Consider the following 18,875-nt stretch of genomic DNA (forward strand, 5'->3'; position numbering starts at 1 on the left):
AAGTTGGTGGGTTAACACCAGAAAAGAAAAAATAGAAGTAACGGACTTCTAAAGGAGATGACGATGTTGAAAAAAGTTTTGGCCTCAGCGTTTTTGGTTTCTACCTTGGCCTTGGCAGCATGTTCTAGTTCAAACTCGAACACAGGTAGTTCTTCTACTGGGCAAAATCAGTGGAAAAAAGTGGAGGAAGCAGGTGTTTTGAAGGTGGCGACACCCGGTACCTTATTCCCAACTTCTTACCACAATGATGCTAAAGAATTGGTCGGCTACGAAGTTGATATGATGAATGAAATCGGCAAACGTTTGAAGCTGAAAATTGATTTCCAAGAGATTGGTGTAGCAGAAGCATTCACCGCCGTAGATAGTGGTAAGGTTGACCTTTCTGTAAATAATTTTGACATGACACCAACTCGCAAAGAAAAATACAATTTCTCTATCCCTTACAAGTATTCTGTTGGTGGCTATATTGTTCGTGAAGATGGTTCGTCAGGTCTTCAAGCACCGGATCTGAGTGACTGGACCGGCAAAAAAGCTGGTGGTGGTGCAGGCACGCAGTACATGAAGATTGCTGAAAAGCAGGGAGCAGAACCAGTCATTTATGACAATGTTACCAATGACGTTTACTTGCGAGATGTATCAACGGGGCGTACAGACTTTATTCCCAATGATTATTTCACCCAAGTGATGGCGGTCAAATGGGCTAAAATCAATTTTCCTGATATTAAGGTAAAAATGGGAGAGGCTAAGTATAACCCAACCGAGCAGGGAATTGTGATGAGCAAGACAGACGATAGCTTGAAAAAGAAAATTGATGAAGCTTTAGAAGCCATGAAGGCAGATGGAACTTTAAAAGCCATTTCAGAGAAATACTATGCAGGTCAAGACCTGACAGTTCCAGTTGAGAACGCAGATAAATTACCAATTATTGAAGTAAAATAGACCGCTCTCAAACCCAATAGCATACTTTAAGACCTTAGGAATCTACCTCCTTTGTCTTCCAGCCAGTTTTTAGCGAATATGAAATGAAAGAAGGAATGATGAATATCAATTGGCAGGCAGTTTTCAATATAGATATTGCAAGAGAAGCCATTCCCCAAATATTGGAAGGCTTACCTCACACTCTTTCTCTGTCTTTGATTGGTTTTGCTCTGGGAACTTTCTGCGGTTTCTTTGTAGCATTGATGCGGATGTCCAAGTTTTTACCATTTCGCTGGTTGGCTATGGTCCATATCTCGTTGATGCGGGGAATTCCGCTCATGGTTTTACTTTTTTTCATCTATTTTGGTTTGCCATTTATGGGTCTCCAACTAGATGCGTTTGCCGCTTCCATTATCGCTTTTACTTCCATGTCCAGCGCCTATATTTCTGAAATTATTCGTGCCTCCCTTTCAGCGATTGATAAGGGACAATGGGAGGCGGCGCAATCTTTGGGGTTGCGGACCAGTGTGGTTTACCGCAAAATTATCATTCCTCAGGCCTTTCGGATTGCTCTTCCCCCGCTCAGCAATGTTCTTTTGGATATGGTCAAAAGCACTTCTCTGACAGCCATGATTACTGTGCCAGAGATTTTCAATAAGGCTAAGATTGTCGGTGGTGCCAAGTCAGACTACATGACAGTTTATATCTGTGTTGCCTTCATTTATTGGGTCATCTGTACTCTTTACGCAGTTGGGCAGGTTCATCTGGAAAAACGCTTGTCTACTTACTAGGTCAATATCCAGAAAAAAAGCTGGGAAAATCCAGCTTCATTCTTCAGAATTTGCGTCACCATCTCAGTGTAGTGATCGCTTGGTTTTAACAAATAGGGGTCGGAGATAGAGTTTACAGAACCTATCTTACCAATGGACGTTTCTCATTCCAAATCTGATTTATACGAGTGTTGCAAAACTTGTCCGCTCCATCTCCAAAGGTTTCCCAAACCTTCGGAGTTATGTGAAGGGAGTAACACGTTCTGGATTTAGTTTGATAACCCAAAATGAAGGCTTGTCAACGAACTTTTCTTTTATACAAAAACTAAAAAGAGAACAAGCATTCTTCCCTATGATACAATCAAGGAGAAGATATTTATTTAGGCTGCGTGCTCATTGCTAGTAGCCTTTTTTGTGCTAAAAATTCAGACAGCTTGTACATTTAAGGAGATAGGAGCTATTTTTTAGCTGATGTGTAAGTGCAATAGTCATATTTTGCGAACCATATCTATTTAAAATTTGATAGGCTTATTCAGCTACTGGTCCTCATTTTATTATCTAGTATCGTAGATAATCAGATAGAGGCAGGGCTTATCGTACTGGATATTGCCTCTTGACCATAAACAAAATAATCCCCTCACTAAGATTACTCCTAGTGAGGGCTTTATGTCTATTTTTTTATTATTCTGCGATTGAGGAAGAAACTATCTAGGTGGTCTGTTTCCGCTTCCTTTTTCGATATATCAATATAAATGCAAAAGTCTACCGATTCCTAATGTTCTCACTCGTTGTTTTTACTTATTTAAAGTACAGCAATCGTAATCCGTTTAAAATGACAAGAATTGTCGAACCTTCGTGGCCAATCACGCCGAGAGGAAGGTTGATCGCTTGAGAAAGATTAGAGATGAGAAGAAGAGTGATGACAGAAAGAGCAAAGATAATATTTTGCTTGATGATTGTACGCATTTTTTTGGATAAGCGGACAGAGTAAGGAATACGTGTTAAATCTTCCATGAGGACAATATCAGCAGACTCCATGGCGATAGCTGTTCCGCTTCCCATAGCATAGCTGATATTGGCCTGAGCCAAGGCGGGGGCATCATTGACACCGTCACCGACCATCCCTACATAAGAAAACTCTTTTTGCAGCTCCTGAATAACAGTGGCCTTATCTGTTGGCAAACAGTTGGCAATCACTCGCTCAATACCAATTTGGTTTGCCACATAGCGAGCTGTTTTCTCTTGATCGCCAGTCAAAAGAATTGGGGTGATCCCCATTTTTTTAAGCTGGCTAATCAGTAATTTACTCTCAGGTTTCAGGCTGTCCTCCACTAAAAAGATTGCCATAAGTACATCATTTTGACTGACATAAACCAAGGTTTTTCCAGTGCCCTCGGCAGTATGAACATCCTTTTGTAACTCGGTAGATAGAGCCCTCATGAGACTGGTTGTCACAAAATCTGATTTCCCAATTTTCCATTCTTGTCCCTGATAGCGAGCTATCATCCCCTCTCCAGTTAAATCATAACATTCCTCTAGGGAAATGGCAGAGCTAGCAGCAGTATAGGCCAAGAGAGCCTGAGCAATTGGATGACTAGATTGTTTTTCGACAGCTTGAACGACTTCCTTAATGATTACTTCATCGCCAAAATACATAGCGCCTACCACCTCGGGTTTCCCCTTGGTCAATGTACCGGTTTTATCAAATACAATAGCATCCAAATTGGCGATACGATCTGCAATGTCCCCTCCTTTGATGATCATCCCCTTTCTAGCTGCTCGACTAATAGCAGAAAGTGTCGCCGGTGAAGAGCTGGCTACGAGCGCACATGGAGAGGCAATTGTTAAAAGAATCATGCTACGATAAAAAGAGGTTAACCAATCCCAGCCGAGAACAAAATGTACAAAAAGATTGAAAAGAGGCACAGCAATAAGGACAACCTTCACATAGATATCTTCCATATTCTCAATGAAAGTGGTCGTTTTTGATTTGGACTCCTGTGCTTGCTGTACCATCTGGATAATCTTGTCAAAAAGAGCATCTCCTTTTTCAGCGGTTACTTGAACAGTAACAGTAGGACCTTGGTTAATAGTACCACCAATAATAGTATCCCCAGCTTCTTTTTCAGCCGGCAAAGGTTCTCCCGTAATCATAGACTCATCAAAAATGGATTGTCCACTGATGAGAGTAGCATCTAAGGGAACAGTGTCTCCCTTGCGGACCTGTAAAAAATCACCGACACGGATGTCAGTTGTATCCAGAGTCGTTATATCCCCGTTTAACTCGATTTTACGGGCGGTTGGTGGAGTCATTTTCATAAGAGTTGCGATAGCGTTTTTACTCTTTTCCATAGCTAACTCTTCAAGGGTAGAAGAAAGAGAGAAGATAAAGATGAGTAAGGCCCCTTCCAACCAATAACCGATAATGCCAGAACCAACGGCTGCTAAAATCATCAGTACATCAACAGACAAATGCTTATTGAAGACGAGATCGGTAAGTCCTTCCTTGGCAGACTGGTAGCCACCGATGATAAAGGCTGTTATGAATAGTAGCGCTGTGACAGCTTTTTGACCCGTATGGATGAGAAGAAGGCCGGTAAGAATAAAAAATAAGCAGAAAGCAGTTGCTAAGATTGGCCTACCCTTTTTTAAAGTGAGTACAAGGTTCATGGCTTTGCTCCTTATTTAGAATAATTATTATCTTTTTTATTTAATTATAGCAATTCTAAATAAAGAAGTCAAGTTTAATTATAATCATTATAAATAACAAAAGTCAGATAATTCTTAGGAAAAAACAAAAAAGCGACGGTCCAAGTCGCTTCGGTGCTAAGTTTTTAAGTTCTGACAATCAGGGCAGATACCGTAGATGGATAAAACCTCTTTGGTAATTTTATACCCTGTTTGGTTGTGGGCTTCTTTTTTTAGGCTAGGGATTTCAACATCCATAAAATCAGTGATTTTACCACAGACCTCGCAGATAACATTTAAATGTTCGTGGCCCATAAAGTCGTAATAGGTCGTGTTATCATTGGTTCGTTTAATCTCTGTCACAAACCCCTCTTCCAGAAGAAGCTTGAGATTGTTATAAACCGTTGCAAGACTCATATTTGGATAATCAGGCAATAAATTTTGGTAAATCATTTCAGCGCTAGGGTGGTCATCACTTTCGATGATATAGGTTATGACGGCTTTCCGAGTTTCAGTGATACGAACCCCTTTTTCTTTTAAATGCTGAATAACATGTTCAAAAGCGGTCTGATTTTCAGCATTGAGGTGGGAATGAAGTTCCATAGCTCCCTCCTTTCATTTGTTCTTTCATAATAATTCTCAGTTACAATACTCGGTTTCATTATAGTTTATTTAAAAAGGTGTGTCAATATAGGAGTAAATCAGCATCTGTGCTAGTACAGAATAGCTTTATTAGCCTTGTTTCCCTCCTTTTCCTATGCTACAATCAAAACATGGCAAGATATAAAGCAATTATTTCCTACGATGGTTATGGGTTTTCGGGTTTTCAGCGCCAGCCCCACGCCCGTACGGTTCAAGAAGAGATTGAAAAAACTCTCAAGCGCTTGAATAGCGGCCGGGAGGTTATTGTTCATGGAGCAGGTCGTACGGATTCGGGCGTCCATGCCTACGGTCAGGTTATTCACTTTGACCTATTTGGCAGTCGAGATGCTGAGAAGCTACGCTTTGCCCTCGATACCCAAACTCCAGAGGATATTGATGTGGTTAAGGTAGAGCAGGTGGCGGACGATTTTCATTGTCGTTATGCCAAACACAGCAAGACTTACGAGTTTTTAGTAGATATTGGACGCCCTAAAAACCCTATGATGAGACATTATGCTACCTTCTATCCCTATGACCTAGACCTGTCTTTGATAGAGCAGGCCATCAAAGACTTGGAAGGGACACATGACTTCACTGGTTTTACCGCTTCTGGAACCTCTGTAGAAAATAAGGTGCGAACGATTACGACAGCAACCGTTGAATATGACCCGCAGCGGCAATTTTTGATTTTTACTTTTTCGGGCAATGGTTTTCTCTACAAGCAGGTCCGAAATATGGTCGGTACCCTGCTCAAGATTGGCAATGGTCGGATGCCAGTTGGACAAATCAAGCGGATTTTAGAAGAAAAAAATCGAGACTTGGCAGGACCAACAGCAGCAGGCAATGGTTTATATTTAAAGGAGATTATTTATGAAGACTAATTATGTTTTGGCTCTTTCAGGCAATGATATTTTCAGTGGTGGTGGTCTCTACGCGGATTTGACTACTTATACTGTTCATCAGTTGCATGGTTTTGTGGCAGTGACTTGTCTGACAGCTATGACGGATAAGGGGTTTGAGGTCATCCCGACTGATTCCCATGTTTTTGCTCAGCAGCTTGCTAGCTTGAAGGACGTTCCTTTTTCAGCGATTAAAATTGGTCTGTTGCCTAATGTAGAAATAGCAGAGCAGGCTTTGGAAGTTATTAAGTTGCATCAAGATATTCCTGTGGTGTTGGATCCAGTTTTGGTTTGTAAGGAAACGCATGATACAGAAGTCAGCCAATTACGTGATGAGCTCTTGAAATTTTTCTCTTATGTAACCATTATCACTCCAAACTTGGCAGAAGCTCAGCTATTGACTAATAGAGACATCAAAACAGTGGAGGAGATGAAGCAGGCAGCTCTTATCTTACATGACTTGGGTGCCAAACATGTCGTAATCAAAGGTGGCAATCGCTTGAGTAAGGAGAAGGCGATTGATGTTTATTATGATGGTCAAGATTTTATCGTATTGGAGTCACCGATTCTTTCTAGCAACAATGTCGGAGCAGGCTGTACTTTCGCCTCTAGTATTGCAAGTCAGTTACTGCTGGGAAGAAGCCCACTTGAGGCAGTTCGTTTATCAAAGGACTTTGTTTTCCGTGCTATCGAAACTTCAGATGACTATGGAGTGGTGCAGTATGAGAAGTAAAAAGATAAGGATAATGGTCTTGCTATCTCTTTTGATAGCCCTAAGTTTAGCTCTGGCACATGTTTATATGCCGACACCAAATGGTTTCACTTCACTTTTAGATGTAGGAATCTACTTCACAGCCTTCTATCTCGGTAAGAAGGAAGGAGTCATTGTAGGCAGCTTATCAGGACTATTGATTGATTTCTTGTTAGGCTATCCTCAATGGGCCTTCTTCAGCTTGCTTTTTCACGGAGCGCAAGGCTATTTTGCGGGGTGGACAGGCAAGCAACGCTATCTTGGTATCTTCTTAGCTAGTCTTTCCATGGTTGGGGGATATTTTGCAGCCTCAAGTCTTCTGTATAATGTAGCCACTGCAATCAAAGACGTTCCAGCTAACTTCTTGCAAAACACAGTCGGTCTAGTGCTTGGCTACATCTTGGCTCAAGCGGTAGAGAGAATAGGAGTGATCCGTCATGTCACTAAAGGAAATTAAAGCTCAAACTAAGCAACTTGTCGAGGAAGTATTAGGACTCAGCAATCTTCAAAAGGGACAGATTTTTATCCTCGGCTTGTCATCAAGTGAGGTTATCGGTGGATATATCGGGAAAAATTCTAACCTAGAAGTTGGCGAAGCAGTCGTGGAAACGACTCTAAGCATCCTAGAGCCCAAAGGAATTTATCTGGCTGTTCAAGGTTGTGAACACCTCAATCGTGCCTTGGTGGTCGAGCGAGAATTGGCCATCCAGAAAGACTTGGAGATTGTCAATGTTCTACCGACCCTTCATGCAGGAGGATCTGGACAACTAGCGGCTTTCAAGTATATGAAGGATCCTGTCGAAGTGGAATTTATCACTGCTCAGGCAGGTATCGATATTGGGGATACAGCTATCGGCATGCATGTCAAACATGTTCAAGTTCCCATTCGGCCAAGCCTGCGAGAAATCGGGCAGGCTCATGTCACAGCCCTCGCTAGTCGGCCAAAACTCATTGGTGGAGCGCGTGCAGCCTATCAGGAAGATGGGATTCGTAAGCAATAAAGATTCTATAATAGATAAAAGGAGTAGATGATGAGAGCTTTCTTGACAAAGGATTTACAGTGGACACGTCCACCCCAGACATTTACTATCACAGAAACAGAGATTTCCATAACAACAGAGCCGTACACCGATCTTTGGCAAAAAACTTACTACCATTTTGTAAATGACAATGCACCGGTTTTACAGATGGAGACGGAGGAGGAATATTTTTCATTTACTGTCAAGACAGATTTTTCTGCTAGCCATACCCGCTTTGACCAATGTGGAATCGTGGTTTATCAGGACTCCGAAAATTGGCTAAAATGCTCTATTGAGTACGAAAATGAAGACTTCCAGCACCTAGGTAGTGTGGTGACTAATCATGGCTATTCAGATTGGGCTACCACTGAGATTTCAGCAACTGTCAAGTCCATGTGGTTCCGCCTCAGCCGCAGAGGGGCGGACTACTGCTTTGAAAATTCTGAGGATGGAATCCATTTTAGACAAATGCGTATATGTCATTTTTATGAGGGAAGAGGAAAGATTTCCTTTGGACTATACGCCTGCTCACCAGAAGACTCTAGCTTTACAGCTACATTCTCAAATATGAAGCTGACAGATTGTCAATGGCAGCCTCATGATGGACAACAGCCTGATGATGAATTGTGAGAGATAACCATCTTCAAAACAAATATTTCAGTAGGTTTGTTTGGTTTGTAAGCAGTAAGGATACAAGGGCGGTTGCTAGGTAAAGAAACATGGCATTACCCAAAGCAGGTTATAAAATCGTTGAAATCCCTGTCATTTGTGTTATAATGAAGAGTATGCAATAAAATTTTAAGGAGAATGACAGAATGTCTGTATCATTTGAAGCAAAAGAAACAAACCGCGGTGTTTTGACGTTTACAATTAGTCAAGAAGTAATCAAACCAGAATTGGATCGCGTTTTCAACAAAGTAAAAAAAGATATCAATCTTCCAGGTTTCCGTAAAGGTCACTTACCACGTGCCGTTTTCAATCAAAAATTTGGTGAAGAGGCTCTTTACCAAGATGCTGTTAATGCGCTTTTACCAACTGCTTATGAGGCAGCGGTTGCTGAAGCAGGACTTGAGGTGGTTGCACAACCAAAAATTGATGTTGTGTCAATGGAGAAAGGTCAAGACTGGACAATTACTGCAGAAGTTGTTACAAAACCTGAAGTGAAATTGGGTGATTACAAAAATTTGGTAGTTTCAGTAGAAGCTACTAAAGAGGTAACTGATGAAGAAGTAGATGCTAAGATTGAACGCGAGCGTAACAACTTAGCTGAGTTGGTGATTAAAGAAGGCCCAGCAGCCGAAGGCGATACAGTTGTTATTGATTTTGTTGGATCAATTGATGGTGTTGAGTTTGATGGTGGCAAGGGTGAAAACTTCTCACTTGGACTTGGATCAGGTCAATTCATCCCAGGTTTTGAAGCCCAGTTGGTTGGTCACTCGGCTGGAGAAGAGGTAAATGTCGAAGTTACTTTCCCTGAAGATTACCAAGCGACTGATCTTGCAGGCAAACCAGCCCTCTTTGTAACAAAAATCCACGAAGTAAAAGCAAAAGAAGTTCCTGCCTTGGATGATGAATTAGCAAAAGACATTGACGAAGAAGTAGAAACACTTGATGAATTGAAGGCAAAATACCGCAAAGAATTAGAGGCTAGCAAAGAAGTTGCCTTTGACGATGCGGTTGAAGCAGCGGCTCTTGATTTAGCAGTAGAAAATGCTGAAATTGTTGATTTGCCAGAAGAAATGATTCACGAAGAAGTTCATCGTTCTATCAATGAGTTCTTGGGTGGTATGCAACAGCAGGGTATTTCACCAGATATGTACTTCCAAATTACTGGTACAACTCGCGAAGATCTCCACAAACAACACGAAGTTGATGCTGAAAAGCGTACAAAAACAAACTTGGTTGTCGAGGCAGTAGCTAAAGCCGAAGGCTTTGAAGCAACTGAAGAAGAAATCAACAAGGAAATTGAAGAGTTGGCAACAACCTATAAGATGGATGTTGCGCAAGTTCGCAGCCTACTTTCACCAGAAATGTTAAAACATGACATTGTCGTTAAGAAGGCAGTAGAACTAATCACTAGCACAGCAACTGTAAAATAATAGCCTGATAAAAGCTCGACTGCGGTCGAGTTTTTTCTTTGGAGAAAAATATTCTCGTAGCATTTTATCTATGTTTGCGCATGCGATTTTGAATATGACCAAGATAGGAAATTCTATCTTCAAAAAATGACGTTTCAACAATTTTATATAAAAAAGTTATTGGGATTTTTGATTAGTGTTAGTACACTCTTGAGGAACTCGCATTTTTCAAAATGGATATATATAAAATAATCTATAAGTGTTTTTCATTTGTGTAGTGTACATTTTCCGGAAATAACTTGACTGGTTAACTTTCTTGTGATATAGTTAACTGATTAACAAGAGGAGGAAAATATGTTAAAGAAAATTATAAAGCCATTCTTATTGACCTTGTTGGGTTTGGTTTTAGCATCATGCTCAGTTCAAAAAGGAGCAAATCAAACTCAAACTGGCTTAAAGATTGTCACCTCGTTTTATCCTATTTATTCGTTGGTTAAGGAAGTATCTGGTGATAAGAATGATGTTCGTATGATTGGCTCACGGAGCGGAATTCATTCTTATGAACCTTCTGCTGCTGACATAAAAGCAATACATGATGCAGATGTATTCATCTATCATTCTAGAATTTTAGAGTCATGGGCAGGACGACTAGGGTCGAATCTGCAAGGTTCATCTGTCAAGGTTCTGGAAGCTTCGACAAATTTACCTTTAGCTAAAGTTCCAGGTTTAGAGGATATGGAAGCAGGGCAGGGGATTGATGAAGCGACGTTATATGATCCTCATACTTGGCTAGACCCCATTTTAGCAGGACAGGAAGCCCTTGAGATAGGAGACCTACTTGCCAAAAGTGACCCTACTAATGCTGAGTATTATAAAAAAAATGCCGAAAAACTGAAGGAAGCTGCACAAAAATTAGCTGATAAATATAGCCCTATTTTTGCTAAAGCCAAATCAAAGACTTTTGTAACACAACATACAGCTTTTTCTTATACAGCTCAACGATTTGGACTTAAGCAGTTGGGGATTGCTGGGGTATCCGAGGAAGAACCTAGTCCGAGAAAGCTAGCAGAAATAAAAGAATTTGTTGATACCTATAAGGTTAAAACGATTTTTACAGAAAAAGGTTCGTCAGACAAATTGGCTAAAGCTTTAGCCAGTTCAACTGGGGTTAGCTTGAAGATATTAGATCCTCTAGAAGCTGATCCAGAAAATAATCTATCTTACTTGGAAAATCTAGAAAAAGTCTTAGAAACTTTAGCCCAAGAATTAAAGTGAGGGATTAGAGGTCAGTTCAGATGAAGACAATATCCAAAATGATTTGTTCTTAGAAATTCCTTTTTTCTACTTTGAGCTTTAGTAAGAATGCTCATCTTATCTTTGACTATTTAGCCATTTTAGCGTAAAATAGGAAGGAAAGACAAAAAAGGAGAAAAACCTTGGAACTTAATGTATTTGCAGGACAAGAAAAAAGTGAACTTTCCATGATTGAAGTAGCTCGTGCTATTTTGGAAGAGCGTGGACGTGACAATGAAATGTATTTTAATGACTTAGTTAATGAAATACAAAATTATCTTGAAAAGTCAAATAGTGAGATTCGTGCAGCGCTCCCAATCTTCTATTCTGATTTAAATGTAGATGGCAGCTTTATCCCTCTTGGTGAGAATAAATGGGGACTTCGTTCGTGGTATGCCATCGATGAGATTGATGAGGAAGTTATCACACTCGAAGAGGATGATGAAGACGCACCAAAACGTAAGAAAAAGCGTGTGAATGCTTTTATGGATGGTGATGAAGACGCAATTGACTACGGAAACGATGATCCGGAGGATGAAGACAACTATTCTGGGGATTCATCATCAGAATACGATGATGAATCTCCAGATGATGAGAAGGATGAAGTCGAATCATACGACTCAGAAATTAACGAGATTATTCCAGATGCTGATTTGGAAGATGAAGACGTTGATTTAGGAGAAGACGATGATGAATACTCGGATGAAGAAGTGGCTGACGAGTAGATTTTGATTTGACAAGATTATCAAACTGCGATAAGATATTATCGGGCGCCTCTTTTTGAGGTCGGAGCTCCCTAGTGATTAGGGAGCTGTTTTTGTTTTTTCCTCATGGTACTGAGGGTAAACCCAAGCCTGCTTTCGGTTAACATGAATCATAGAAAAGGAGTTTGCATGACAAAATATATTTTTGTAACAGGTGGTGTTGTTTCTTCCATTGGAAAAGGTATTGTAGCAGCCAGCCTTGGGCGCTTATTGAAAAATCGTGGTTTAAAAGTTACCATTCAGAAATTTGATCCCTATATAAATATAGATCCAGGAACGATGAGTCCTTACCAACACGGAGAAGTTTTTGTGACAGATGATGGTGCAGAAACAGATCTGGATCTTGGACACTATGAACGCTTTATTGACATCAACCTTAATAAATATTCCAATGTTACAACAGGAAAAATTTATAGCGAAGTTCTCCGTAAAGAACGTAAGGGAGAGTACCTTGGTGCGACTGTTCAGGTTATTCCCCATATCACAGATGCTTTGAAAGATAAAATCAAGCGTGCCGCTTATACAACGGATGCAGATGTTATTATTACAGAAGTGGGTGGAACAGTTGGTGATATAGAAAGTTTGCCATTTCTTGAAGCTCTCCGTCAGATGAAAGCGGATGTAGGCTCAGATAATGTTATGTATATCCATACTACGCTTTTGCCATATCTCAAAGTAGCAGGTGAAATGAAGACAAAACCGACTCAGCATTCTGTAAAAGAGCTGCGAGGTTTAGGCATTCAACCCAATATGCTTGTTATTCGCACAGAGCAACCAGCAAGTCAGAATATCAAAAATAAATTGGCTCAATTTTGCGATGTGGCTCCAGAAGCGGTTATTGAGTCCTTGGATGTAGAACATCTCTATCAAATTCCACTCAATATGCAGGCGCAAAATATGGATCAAATCGTTTGTGACCACTTGAAATTAGATGTGCCTCCTGCGGATATGACGGAATGGTCAGCTATGGTGGATAGGGTTCTTTCCCTTAAGAAGACTGTTAAAATCGCTCTGGTTGGCAAGTATGTGGAATTGCAAGATGCCTATATATCAGTTGTTGAGGCTCTCAAGCATTCTGGTTATGCCAATGATGCAGCCATTGACCTAGACTGGGTTAATGCCAATGATTTGACAGCTGAAAATGTAGCGGAACATCTTGGACGAGCCCAAGGGATTATCGTTCCTGGTGGTTTTGGACAACGTGGTACAGAAGGGAAAATTCAAGCCATTCGCTATGCCCGTGAAAATGATGTTCCCATGTTAGGAGTTTGCCTTGGTATGCAGCTTACCTGCGTAGAATTTGCTCGTCATGTTCTCGGCTTAGAAGGAGCCAATAGCTTTGAATTAGATCCAGATACCAAGTACCCAATCATTGACATTATGCGCGATCAAATTGGAGTGGAAGATTTGGGTGGAACTTTGCGCGTAGGTTTATATCCAAGCAAGCTTAAACAAGGTTCAAAAGCTGCTGCTGCCTACGATAATCAAGAAGTAGTGCAGCGTCGCCACCGTCACCGCTATGAGTTTAATAATGATTTCCGTCAACAATTTGAGCAAGCTGGTTTTGTTTTTTCAGGAGTATCGCCAGATAACCGATTGGTAGAAATTGTAGAAATTCCAGAAAATAAATTTTTTGTAGCTTGTCAATACCATCCAGAACTCCAATCTCGCCCTAACCGTCCGGAAGGTCTTTACACCGCCTTTGTAACAGCTGCCATCAAGAATGAAAAATAAGCTACTACTCAAATAAGAACAATATAAAAAATAGAAGAGGTGGGAATACACTTAAATTGCCCCAAATGGTAGACAGAAAAACTAACTTTTGGGAGCGATATACAGAATCCTGCCTCTTTGTAATTACTGTAAATGTAAGTAAGAGGGAAAAGACCTCTATTTTCAATGGAATATCTTACTGCTTTGAAGTCTCGTTGCTCATGTTTATCAAGAAAATATTTTAAAAGGCTATCATTGATAGAACTAAAAATGAATAACTAAGTTTTAATTTTAGAGTAGCCCTCTAAAATTGAAAATAATGATTTTTTAAGTATTTTTCAAAAAAGTATTGACAAGAGGATATTCCCGTGATATACTGTTTCTTGTGTTAAGCGGGGATGGCGGAATTGGCAGACGCGCAGGACTAAGGATCCTGTGACCGCTTTAGGTCGTGTGGGTTCAAGTCCCACTCTCCGCATGGTGGACTAGCTCAGGCTAGTCTTTTTTTGTTGTGACGAAAAGAGTTAATCATAATCCCTAACCTTTGTTAAAATATCATTGCTTTTCTTTTAATGAAAAGATATGTGAAAATTTTCTCAAAACTAGATGATTTCAGCTAGCATTTTCAAAATAAAAATGGTAGAATAGAAAGGTATGAGGTGTAACCTCAAAAAATATTAGGAGGCTATCGAAATGCCATTAGTTTCAGCAGAAAAATTTGTCCAAGCGGCGCGTGACAACGGTTATGCAGTTGGCGGATTTAACACAAACAACCTTGAGTGGACTCAAGCTATCTTGCGTGCAGCAGAAGCAAAACAAGCTCCAGTGCTTATCCAAACTTCTATGGGTGCAGCTAAGTATATGGGTGGTTACAAAGTAGCTCGTAACTTGATTGCAAATTTGATTGAATCAATGAATATCACAGTTCCTGTTGCAATTCATCTTGACCATGGTCACTACGAAGATGCACTTGAATGTATTGAAGTTGGTTATACTTCTATCATGTTTGATGGTTCGCACCTTCCAGTGGAAGAAAACCTTGCAAAAGCTAAGGAAGTTGTTGAATTAGCACACGCTAAAGGAATCTCAGTTGAAGCTGAAGTAGGTACTATCGGTGGTGAAGAAGACGGTATCGTAGGTAGCGGTGAGTTGGCTCCAATTGAAGATGCAGTAGCAATGGTTGCGACTGGTATTGACTTCTTGGCAGCTGGTATTGGTAACATCCATGGTCCATATCCAGCAAATTGGGAAGGTCTAGATCTTGATCACTTGCGTAAACTGACTGAAGCAGTTCCAGGTTTCCCAATCGTATTGCACGGTGGCTCAGGTATTCCAGATGAGCAAATCCAAGAAGCTATCAAGTTGGGTGTTGCTAAGGTTAACGTTAATACAGAGTGCCAAATTGCTTTTGCAAATGCAACACGTAAATTTGCAGCTGCTTATGAAGCAAACGAAGCAGAGTACGACAAGAAAAAACTTTTCGATCCACGTAAATTCTTGGCAGACGGTGTGAAAGCTATCCAAGCTTCTGTTGAAGAGCGTATTGATGTATTCGGTTCAGCGAACAAAGCGTAATAAACCAATTAAAGTCCTTCAAAATGAGGGACTTTTCTCTATTTAAATAATAGAATAAATAGGAAACGTCCTAATGGAAAGTATCATTGCTTGATCCAAAATAATTGTAAATAATTTTAGAGATTAGTATTGATTCCTTTTTCAATGTTTACGTGCAACATTTGGCAGAGCAAAAAGAATGCTTGCCAGAGAGCGACTCAGTATGATTAGCAATTACGAACTTATTAGAAGAGTAACACAGGTGTGGGCTATCTAGACAGTTTTCCCAAGTGAGCTAACAAAAGACACTTGAACTTTGGTGGTTTTGTAATCAAAGGATTCTTAACTCCTTAAAATACAATCGCTTCGTTGTGCCATATCCATAATCTATAATACAAAAAAATGAAAATAATCCTTGCCAAGAACAAAAGATTCTGTTAGAATGTTATAGTATGTGGTGCTAGCACATCCGATATATTTGATCAAATGAGGAGGAAGACATAAATGGCTAAAGTATGTTATTTTACTGGTCGTAAGACTGTATCAGGTAACAACCGCTCACACGCTATGAACCAGACTAAACGCGCAGTTAAACCAAATCTTCAAAAAGTTACTGTTTTGATTGATGGTAAACCTAAAAAAGTTTGGGCTTCAGCTCGTGCTCTTAAATCAGGCAAAGTTGAACGTGTATAAATATTGTAGAAGTCGTTAGTCTAAACTAGCGACTTTTATAGTATCCCTAAAAAGAATTTTACTTACAATCTCTTTAACATCCTTTCCTCCATTTTGAAGATAGTAGCGAGTCGTAGGTTAGAATTTTAAAGGAAAGGATAAAAAAAGGTATTGACAGGAGCTTAATAAGGTGATAGAATGAATGAGTTGTCACGAGGAGTAATTCATAGTGTCAGATATCAAAATTGAAAAAAAGCAAAAAAAAGTAAAAAAAGATATTGACAAAGTTAAGTAGACGTGATAAACTAAGATAGTTGTCTCGTGAGAAGCGAGGACAAGTAATAAGACCTTTGAAAATTGAAGAAGACGAACCAAACGTGCAGGGTGGACTTTTAAAGATAGAAGTCCGTCAATGAACAAAAACAATAAGTCAGTCAAGACTGACCAGAAAAAAACTTTATATGAGAGTTTGATCCTGGCTCAGGACGAACGCTGGCGGCGTGCCTAATACATGCAAGTGGAACGCAACTTTTCATCCGTTTCTTCGGAAACATCTGAGAAGTTGAGTCGCGAACGGGTGAGTAACGCGTAGGTAACCTGCCTGATAGCGGGGGATAACTATTGGAAACGATAGCTAATACCGCATAAGAGCTTTAGTGGCATCATTGGAGCTTAAAAGGAGCAACTGCTTCACTATCAGATGGACCTGCGTTGTATTAGCTAGTTGGTGGGGTAAAGGCCTACCAAGGCAACGATACATAGCCGACCTGAGAGGGTGATCGGCCACACTGGGACTGAGACACGGCCCAGACTCCTACGGGAGGCAGCAGTAGGGAATCTTCGGCAATGGGGGGAACCCTGACCGAGCAACGCCGCGTGAGTGAAGAAGGTTTTCGGATCGTAAAGCTCTGTTGTAAGAGAAGAACGTGTGAGAGAGTGGAAAGTTCTCACAGTGACGGTATCTTACCAGAAAGGGACGGCTAACTACGTGCCAGCAGCCGCGGTAATACGTAGGTCCCGAGCGTTGTCCGGATTTATTGGGCGTAAAGCGAGCGCAGGCGGTTTCGTAAGTCTGAAGTAAAAGGCTGTGGCTTAACCATAGTACGCTTTGGAAACTGCGGAACTTGAGTGCAGAAGGGGAGAGTGGAATTCCATGTGTAGCGGTGAAATGCGTAGATATATGGAGGAACACCGGTGGCGAAAGCGGCTCTCTGGTCTGTAACTGACGCTGAGGCTCGAAAGCGTGGGTAGCGAACAGGATTAGATACCCTGGTAGTCCACGCCGTAAACGATGAGTGCTAGGTGTTGGGTCCTTTCCGGGACTCAGTGCCGCAGCTAACGCATTAAGCACTCCGCCTGGGGAGTACGGCCGCAAGGCTGAAACTCAAAGGAATTGACGGGGGCCCGCACAAGCGGTGGAGCATGTGGTTTAATTCGAAGCAACGCGAAGAACCTTACCAGGTCTTGACATCCCAGTGACCGCCCTAGAGATAGGGTTTCTCTTCGGAGCACTGGTGACAGGTGGTGCATGGTTGTCGTCAGCTCGTGTCGTGAGATGTTGGGTTAAGTCCCGCAACGAGCGCAACCCCTATTGTTAGTTGCCATCATTCAGTTGGGCACTCTAGCGAGACTGCCGGTAATAAACCGGAGGAAGGTGGGGATGACGTCAAATCATCATGCCCCTTATGACCTGGGCTACACACGTGCTACAATGGCTGGTACAACGAGTCGCAAGTCGGTGACGGCAAGCTAATCTCTTAAAGCCAGTCTCAGTTCGGATTGTAGGCTGCAACTCGCCTACATGAAGTCGGAATCGCTAGTAATCGCGGATCAGCACGCCGCGGTGAATACGTTCCCGGGCCTTGTACACACCGCCCGTCACACCACGAGAGTTTGTAACACCCGAAGTCGGTGAGGTAACCGTTAAGGAGCCAGCCGCCTAAGGTGGGATAGATGATTGGGGTGAAGTCGTAACAAGGTAGCCGTATCGGAAGGTGCGGCTGGATCACCTCCTTTCTAAGGATAAGCAAGTAATGAGAACGTTACGAAATCCGTATGAAGATGGGAAATTCGTGTAGAAGTCAGTAGACTTCAAGGGAATTTATCATTTTCACTAGGAATTTAGTTCGAATACACTTGCTCGGAATCCTGTACGTAGTCTTCTTCAATTTTGAGAGGTCTGTGGGGCCTTAGCTCAGCTGGGAGAGCGCCTGCTTTGCACGCAGGAGGTCAGCGGTTCGATCCCGCTAGGCTCCATCGGTAACGAAAGTTACCAAACAGAATACAAAGGTTCAAGTAGTTGAACACGACCTCATTTTCTAGGAAAAGAGATAAACTTCCTAGTGTGCAAGGCACACTTCGTCAGTTTCCTATTTTTCTACAAAAATGTCCCATTGTGGGAATGGTCTTTGTATCCTATCTTTGTCCATTGAAAATTGAATATCTATATCAAATTCCATTTATTTTAAGAAATAAATGAATAGTAACAAGAAAATAAACCGAAACGCTGTGAATTAATGAGAATTCTAGTTAAAAGAACTAGGTTAATAAGGTTAAGTTAATAAGGGCGCACGGTGGATGCCTTGGCACTAGAAGCCGAAGAAGGACGTGACAAACGACGAAATGCCTTGGGGAGCTGTAAGTAAGCATTGATCCATGGATATCCGAATGGGGGAACCCACTAGCTAGATGGCTAGTATCCACATCTGTTAAGGATGTAGGAGGGAAGACGCAGTGAACTGAAACATCTAAGTAGCTGCAGGAAGAGAAAGCAAAAGCGATTGCCTTAGTAGCGGCGAGCGAACCGGCAGGAGGGCAAACCAGAGAGTTTACTCTCTGGGGTTGTAGGACTGCGATGTGGACTTATGATTGATAGACGAATGACTTGGGAAGGTCAGCCAGAGGAGGTAATAGCCCTGTAGTCGAAATCGATGATATACCTAGCAGTATCCTGAGTACGGCGAGACACGCGAAATCTCGTCGGAATCCGGGAGGACCATCTCCCAACCCTAAATACTCTCTAGTGACCGATAGTGAACCAGTACCGTGAGGGAAAGGTGAAAAGTACCCCGGAAGGGGAGTGAAATAGAACCTGAAACCGTGTGCCTACAAGAA

Annotated in this window: 15 protein-coding genes, 2 tRNA genes and 2 rRNA genes (1 of these 19 only partly in view); 17 read left to right on the forward strand and 2 right to left on the reverse strand. The window is 41.4% G+C overall.

Translation table 11 applies throughout. From position 1 onward, the window contains the following. Positions 1-63: 63 nt before the first annotated feature. Together SR187_RS01560 and SR187_RS01565 are read left to right on the forward strand one after the other, a co-directional pair. Positions 64-939 carry a transporter substrate-binding domain-containing protein gene (locus SR187_RS01560; protein WP_120171311.1) on the forward strand — a complete coding sequence of 292 codons (876 nt, stop codon included), beginning with the start codon at positions 64-66 and terminating at the stop codon, positions 937-939. Positions 940-1,037: 98 nt separating this feature from the next. Beyond that, the gene (locus SR187_RS01565; RefSeq protein WP_024531628.1) at positions 1,038-1,709 is read left to right on the forward strand and encodes an amino acid ABC transporter permease; all 672 of its coding nucleotides are present in this window, start codon (positions 1,038-1,040) and stop codon (positions 1,707-1,709) included. 777 nt (positions 1,710-2,486) lie between these two features. Here SR187_RS01565 and SR187_RS01570 read toward each other — a convergent pair. Further along, positions 2,487-4,358 carry a heavy metal translocating P-type ATPase gene (locus SR187_RS01570; protein WP_120171312.1) on the reverse strand — a complete coding sequence of 624 codons (1,872 nt, stop codon included), beginning with the start codon at positions 4,356-4,358 and terminating at the stop codon, positions 2,487-2,489. Positions 4,359-4,514: 156 nt separating this feature from the next. After that, the gene (locus SR187_RS01575) at positions 4,515-4,979 is read right to left on the reverse strand and encodes a Fur family transcriptional regulator (RefSeq protein WP_120171313.1); all 465 of its coding nucleotides are present in this window, start codon (positions 4,977-4,979) and stop codon (positions 4,515-4,517) included. Positions 4,980-5,149: 170 nt separating this feature from the next. On the opposite strand from SR187_RS01575, the gene truA reads away from it, so the two are divergent. From truA to SR187_RS01650, 15 genes are all read left to right on the forward strand, one after another. Further along, positions 5,150-5,899, forward strand: a complete 750-nt coding sequence (gene truA / locus SR187_RS01580; protein WP_120172448.1) for a tRNA pseudouridine(38-40) synthase TruA — start codon at positions 5,150-5,152, stop codon at positions 5,897-5,899. Then, entirely contained in the window at positions 5,889-6,650 is a 762-nt protein-coding gene (locus tag SR187_RS01585; RefSeq protein ID WP_120171314.1) for a bifunctional hydroxymethylpyrimidine kinase/phosphomethylpyrimidine kinase, read from the forward strand. Before truA ends, SR187_RS01585 begins: the two co-directional genes overlap by 11 nt. Beyond that, on the forward strand, positions 6,640-7,125 hold the full coding sequence (locus SR187_RS01590) for an ECF transporter S component (RefSeq protein ID WP_120171315.1): 486 nt from the start codon (positions 6,640-6,642) through the stop codon (positions 7,123-7,125). Before SR187_RS01585 ends, SR187_RS01590 begins: the two co-directional genes overlap by 11 nt. Continuing rightward, on the forward strand, positions 7,106-7,669 hold the full coding sequence (locus SR187_RS01595) for a TIGR01440 family protein (protein WP_120171316.1): 564 nt from the start codon (positions 7,106-7,108) through the stop codon (positions 7,667-7,669). The genes SR187_RS01590 and SR187_RS01595 overlap by 20 nt, the downstream gene beginning before the upstream one ends. A 30-nt stretch (positions 7,670-7,699) precedes the next feature. Then, complete coding sequence (locus SR187_RS01600) at positions 7,700-8,317, forward strand: DUF1349 domain-containing protein (protein WP_024531621.1); 618 nt, start codon at positions 7,700-7,702, stop codon at positions 8,315-8,317. Positions 8,318-8,502: 185 nt separating this feature from the next. Beyond that, positions 8,503-9,786, forward strand: a complete 1,284-nt coding sequence (tig, locus tag SR187_RS01605) for a trigger factor (RefSeq protein WP_120171317.1) — start codon at positions 8,503-8,505, stop codon at positions 9,784-9,786. Between the two features lie 333 nt (positions 9,787-10,119). Further along, positions 10,120-11,040 carry a metal ABC transporter solute-binding protein, Zn/Mn family gene (locus SR187_RS01610; protein ID WP_120171318.1) on the forward strand — a complete coding sequence of 307 codons (921 nt, stop codon included), beginning with the start codon at positions 10,120-10,122 and terminating at the stop codon, positions 11,038-11,040. A gap of 161 nt (positions 11,041-11,201) precedes the next feature. Then, complete coding sequence (gene rpoE, locus SR187_RS01615; RefSeq protein ID WP_120171319.1) at positions 11,202-11,783, forward strand: DNA-directed RNA polymerase subunit delta; 582 nt, start codon at positions 11,202-11,204, stop codon at positions 11,781-11,783. Between the two features lie 168 nt (positions 11,784-11,951). Continuing rightward, entirely contained in the window at positions 11,952-13,556 is a 1,605-nt protein-coding gene (locus SR187_RS01620) for a CTP synthase (protein WP_120171320.1), read from the forward strand. A gap of 371 nt (positions 13,557-13,927) precedes the next feature. Further along, positions 13,928-14,013, forward strand: a tRNA-Leu gene (locus tag SR187_RS01625). Positions 14,014-14,228: 215 nt separating this feature from the next. Further along, positions 14,229-15,110 (forward strand): class II fructose-bisphosphate aldolase, encoded by an 882-nt coding sequence (locus tag SR187_RS01630; RefSeq protein ID WP_024531616.1) that lies wholly within the window; start codon positions 14,229-14,231, stop codon positions 15,108-15,110. A 483-nt stretch (positions 15,111-15,593) separates the two neighbouring features. After that, positions 15,594-15,782, forward strand: coding sequence for a 50S ribosomal protein L28 (rpmB, locus tag SR187_RS01635; RefSeq protein ID WP_001140948.1), 189 nt, complete (start codon positions 15,594-15,596; stop codon positions 15,780-15,782). 436 nt (positions 15,783-16,218) lie between these two features. Next, a 16S ribosomal RNA gene (locus SR187_RS01640) occupies positions 16,219-17,777 on the forward strand. Between the two features lie 167 nt (positions 17,778-17,944). Further along, positions 17,945-18,017 (forward strand) — tRNA-Ala (locus tag SR187_RS01645). A 294-nt stretch (positions 18,018-18,311) separates the two neighbouring features. After that, positions 18,312-18,875: ribosomal RNA gene (locus SR187_RS01650) — 23S ribosomal RNA — on the forward strand (it continues 2,339 nt past the right edge of the window). Together the 16S and 23S rRNA genes with 1 tRNA gene alongside form the textbook arrangement of a ribosomal RNA operon.

The organism is Streptococcus ruminantium, from assembly GCF_003609975.1.
Taxonomy (GTDB): domain Bacteria; phylum Bacillota; class Bacilli; order Lactobacillales; family Streptococcaceae; genus Streptococcus; species Streptococcus ruminantium.

What these genes read in the sequence shown, in the direction of transcription:
- SR187_RS01620 (WP_120171320.1), top strand. Translation starts at nt 11,952, where the DNA reads ATGACAAAATATATTTTTGTAACAGGTGGTGTTGTTTCTTCCATTGGA.
- SR187_RS01570 (WP_120171312.1), bottom strand. Translation starts at nt 4,358, where the DNA reads ATGAACCTTGTACTCACTTTAAAAAAGGGTAGGCCAATCTTAGCAACT.
- SR187_RS01610 (WP_120171318.1), top strand. Translation starts at nt 10,120, where the DNA reads ATGTTAAAGAAAATTATAAAGCCATTCTTATTGACCTTGTTGGGTTTG.
- SR187_RS01585 (WP_120171314.1), top strand. Translation starts at nt 5,889, where the DNA reads ATGAAGACTAATTATGTTTTGGCTCTTTCAGGCAATGATATTTTCAGT.
- SR187_RS01595 (WP_120171316.1), top strand. Translation starts at nt 7,106, where the DNA reads ATGTCACTAAAGGAAATTAAAGCTCAAACTAAGCAACTTGTCGAGGAA.
- SR187_RS01575 (WP_120171313.1), bottom strand. Translation starts at nt 4,979, where the DNA reads ATGGAACTTCATTCCCACCTCAATGCTGAAAATCAGACCGCTTTTGAA.
- SR187_RS01560 (WP_120171311.1), top strand. Translation starts at nt 64, where the DNA reads ATGTTGAAAAAAGTTTTGGCCTCAGCGTTTTTGGTTTCTACCTTGGCC.
- SR187_RS01590 (WP_120171315.1), top strand. Translation starts at nt 6,640, where the DNA reads ATGAGAAGTAAAAAGATAAGGATAATGGTCTTGCTATCTCTTTTGATA.
- SR187_RS01600 (WP_024531621.1), top strand. Translation starts at nt 7,700, where the DNA reads ATGAGAGCTTTCTTGACAAAGGATTTACAGTGGACACGTCCACCCCAG.
- tig (WP_120171317.1), top strand. Translation starts at nt 8,503, where the DNA reads ATGTCTGTATCATTTGAAGCAAAAGAAACAAACCGCGGTGTTTTGACG.
- truA (WP_120172448.1), top strand. Translation starts at nt 5,150, where the DNA reads ATGGCAAGATATAAAGCAATTATTTCCTACGATGGTTATGGGTTTTCG.
- SR187_RS01630 (WP_024531616.1), top strand. Translation starts at nt 14,229, where the DNA reads ATGCCATTAGTTTCAGCAGAAAAATTTGTCCAAGCGGCGCGTGACAAC.
- SR187_RS01565 (WP_024531628.1), top strand. Translation starts at nt 1,038, where the DNA reads ATGAATATCAATTGGCAGGCAGTTTTCAATATAGATATTGCAAGAGAA.
- rpmB (WP_001140948.1), top strand. Translation starts at nt 15,594, where the DNA reads ATGGCTAAAGTATGTTATTTTACTGGTCGTAAGACTGTATCAGGTAAC.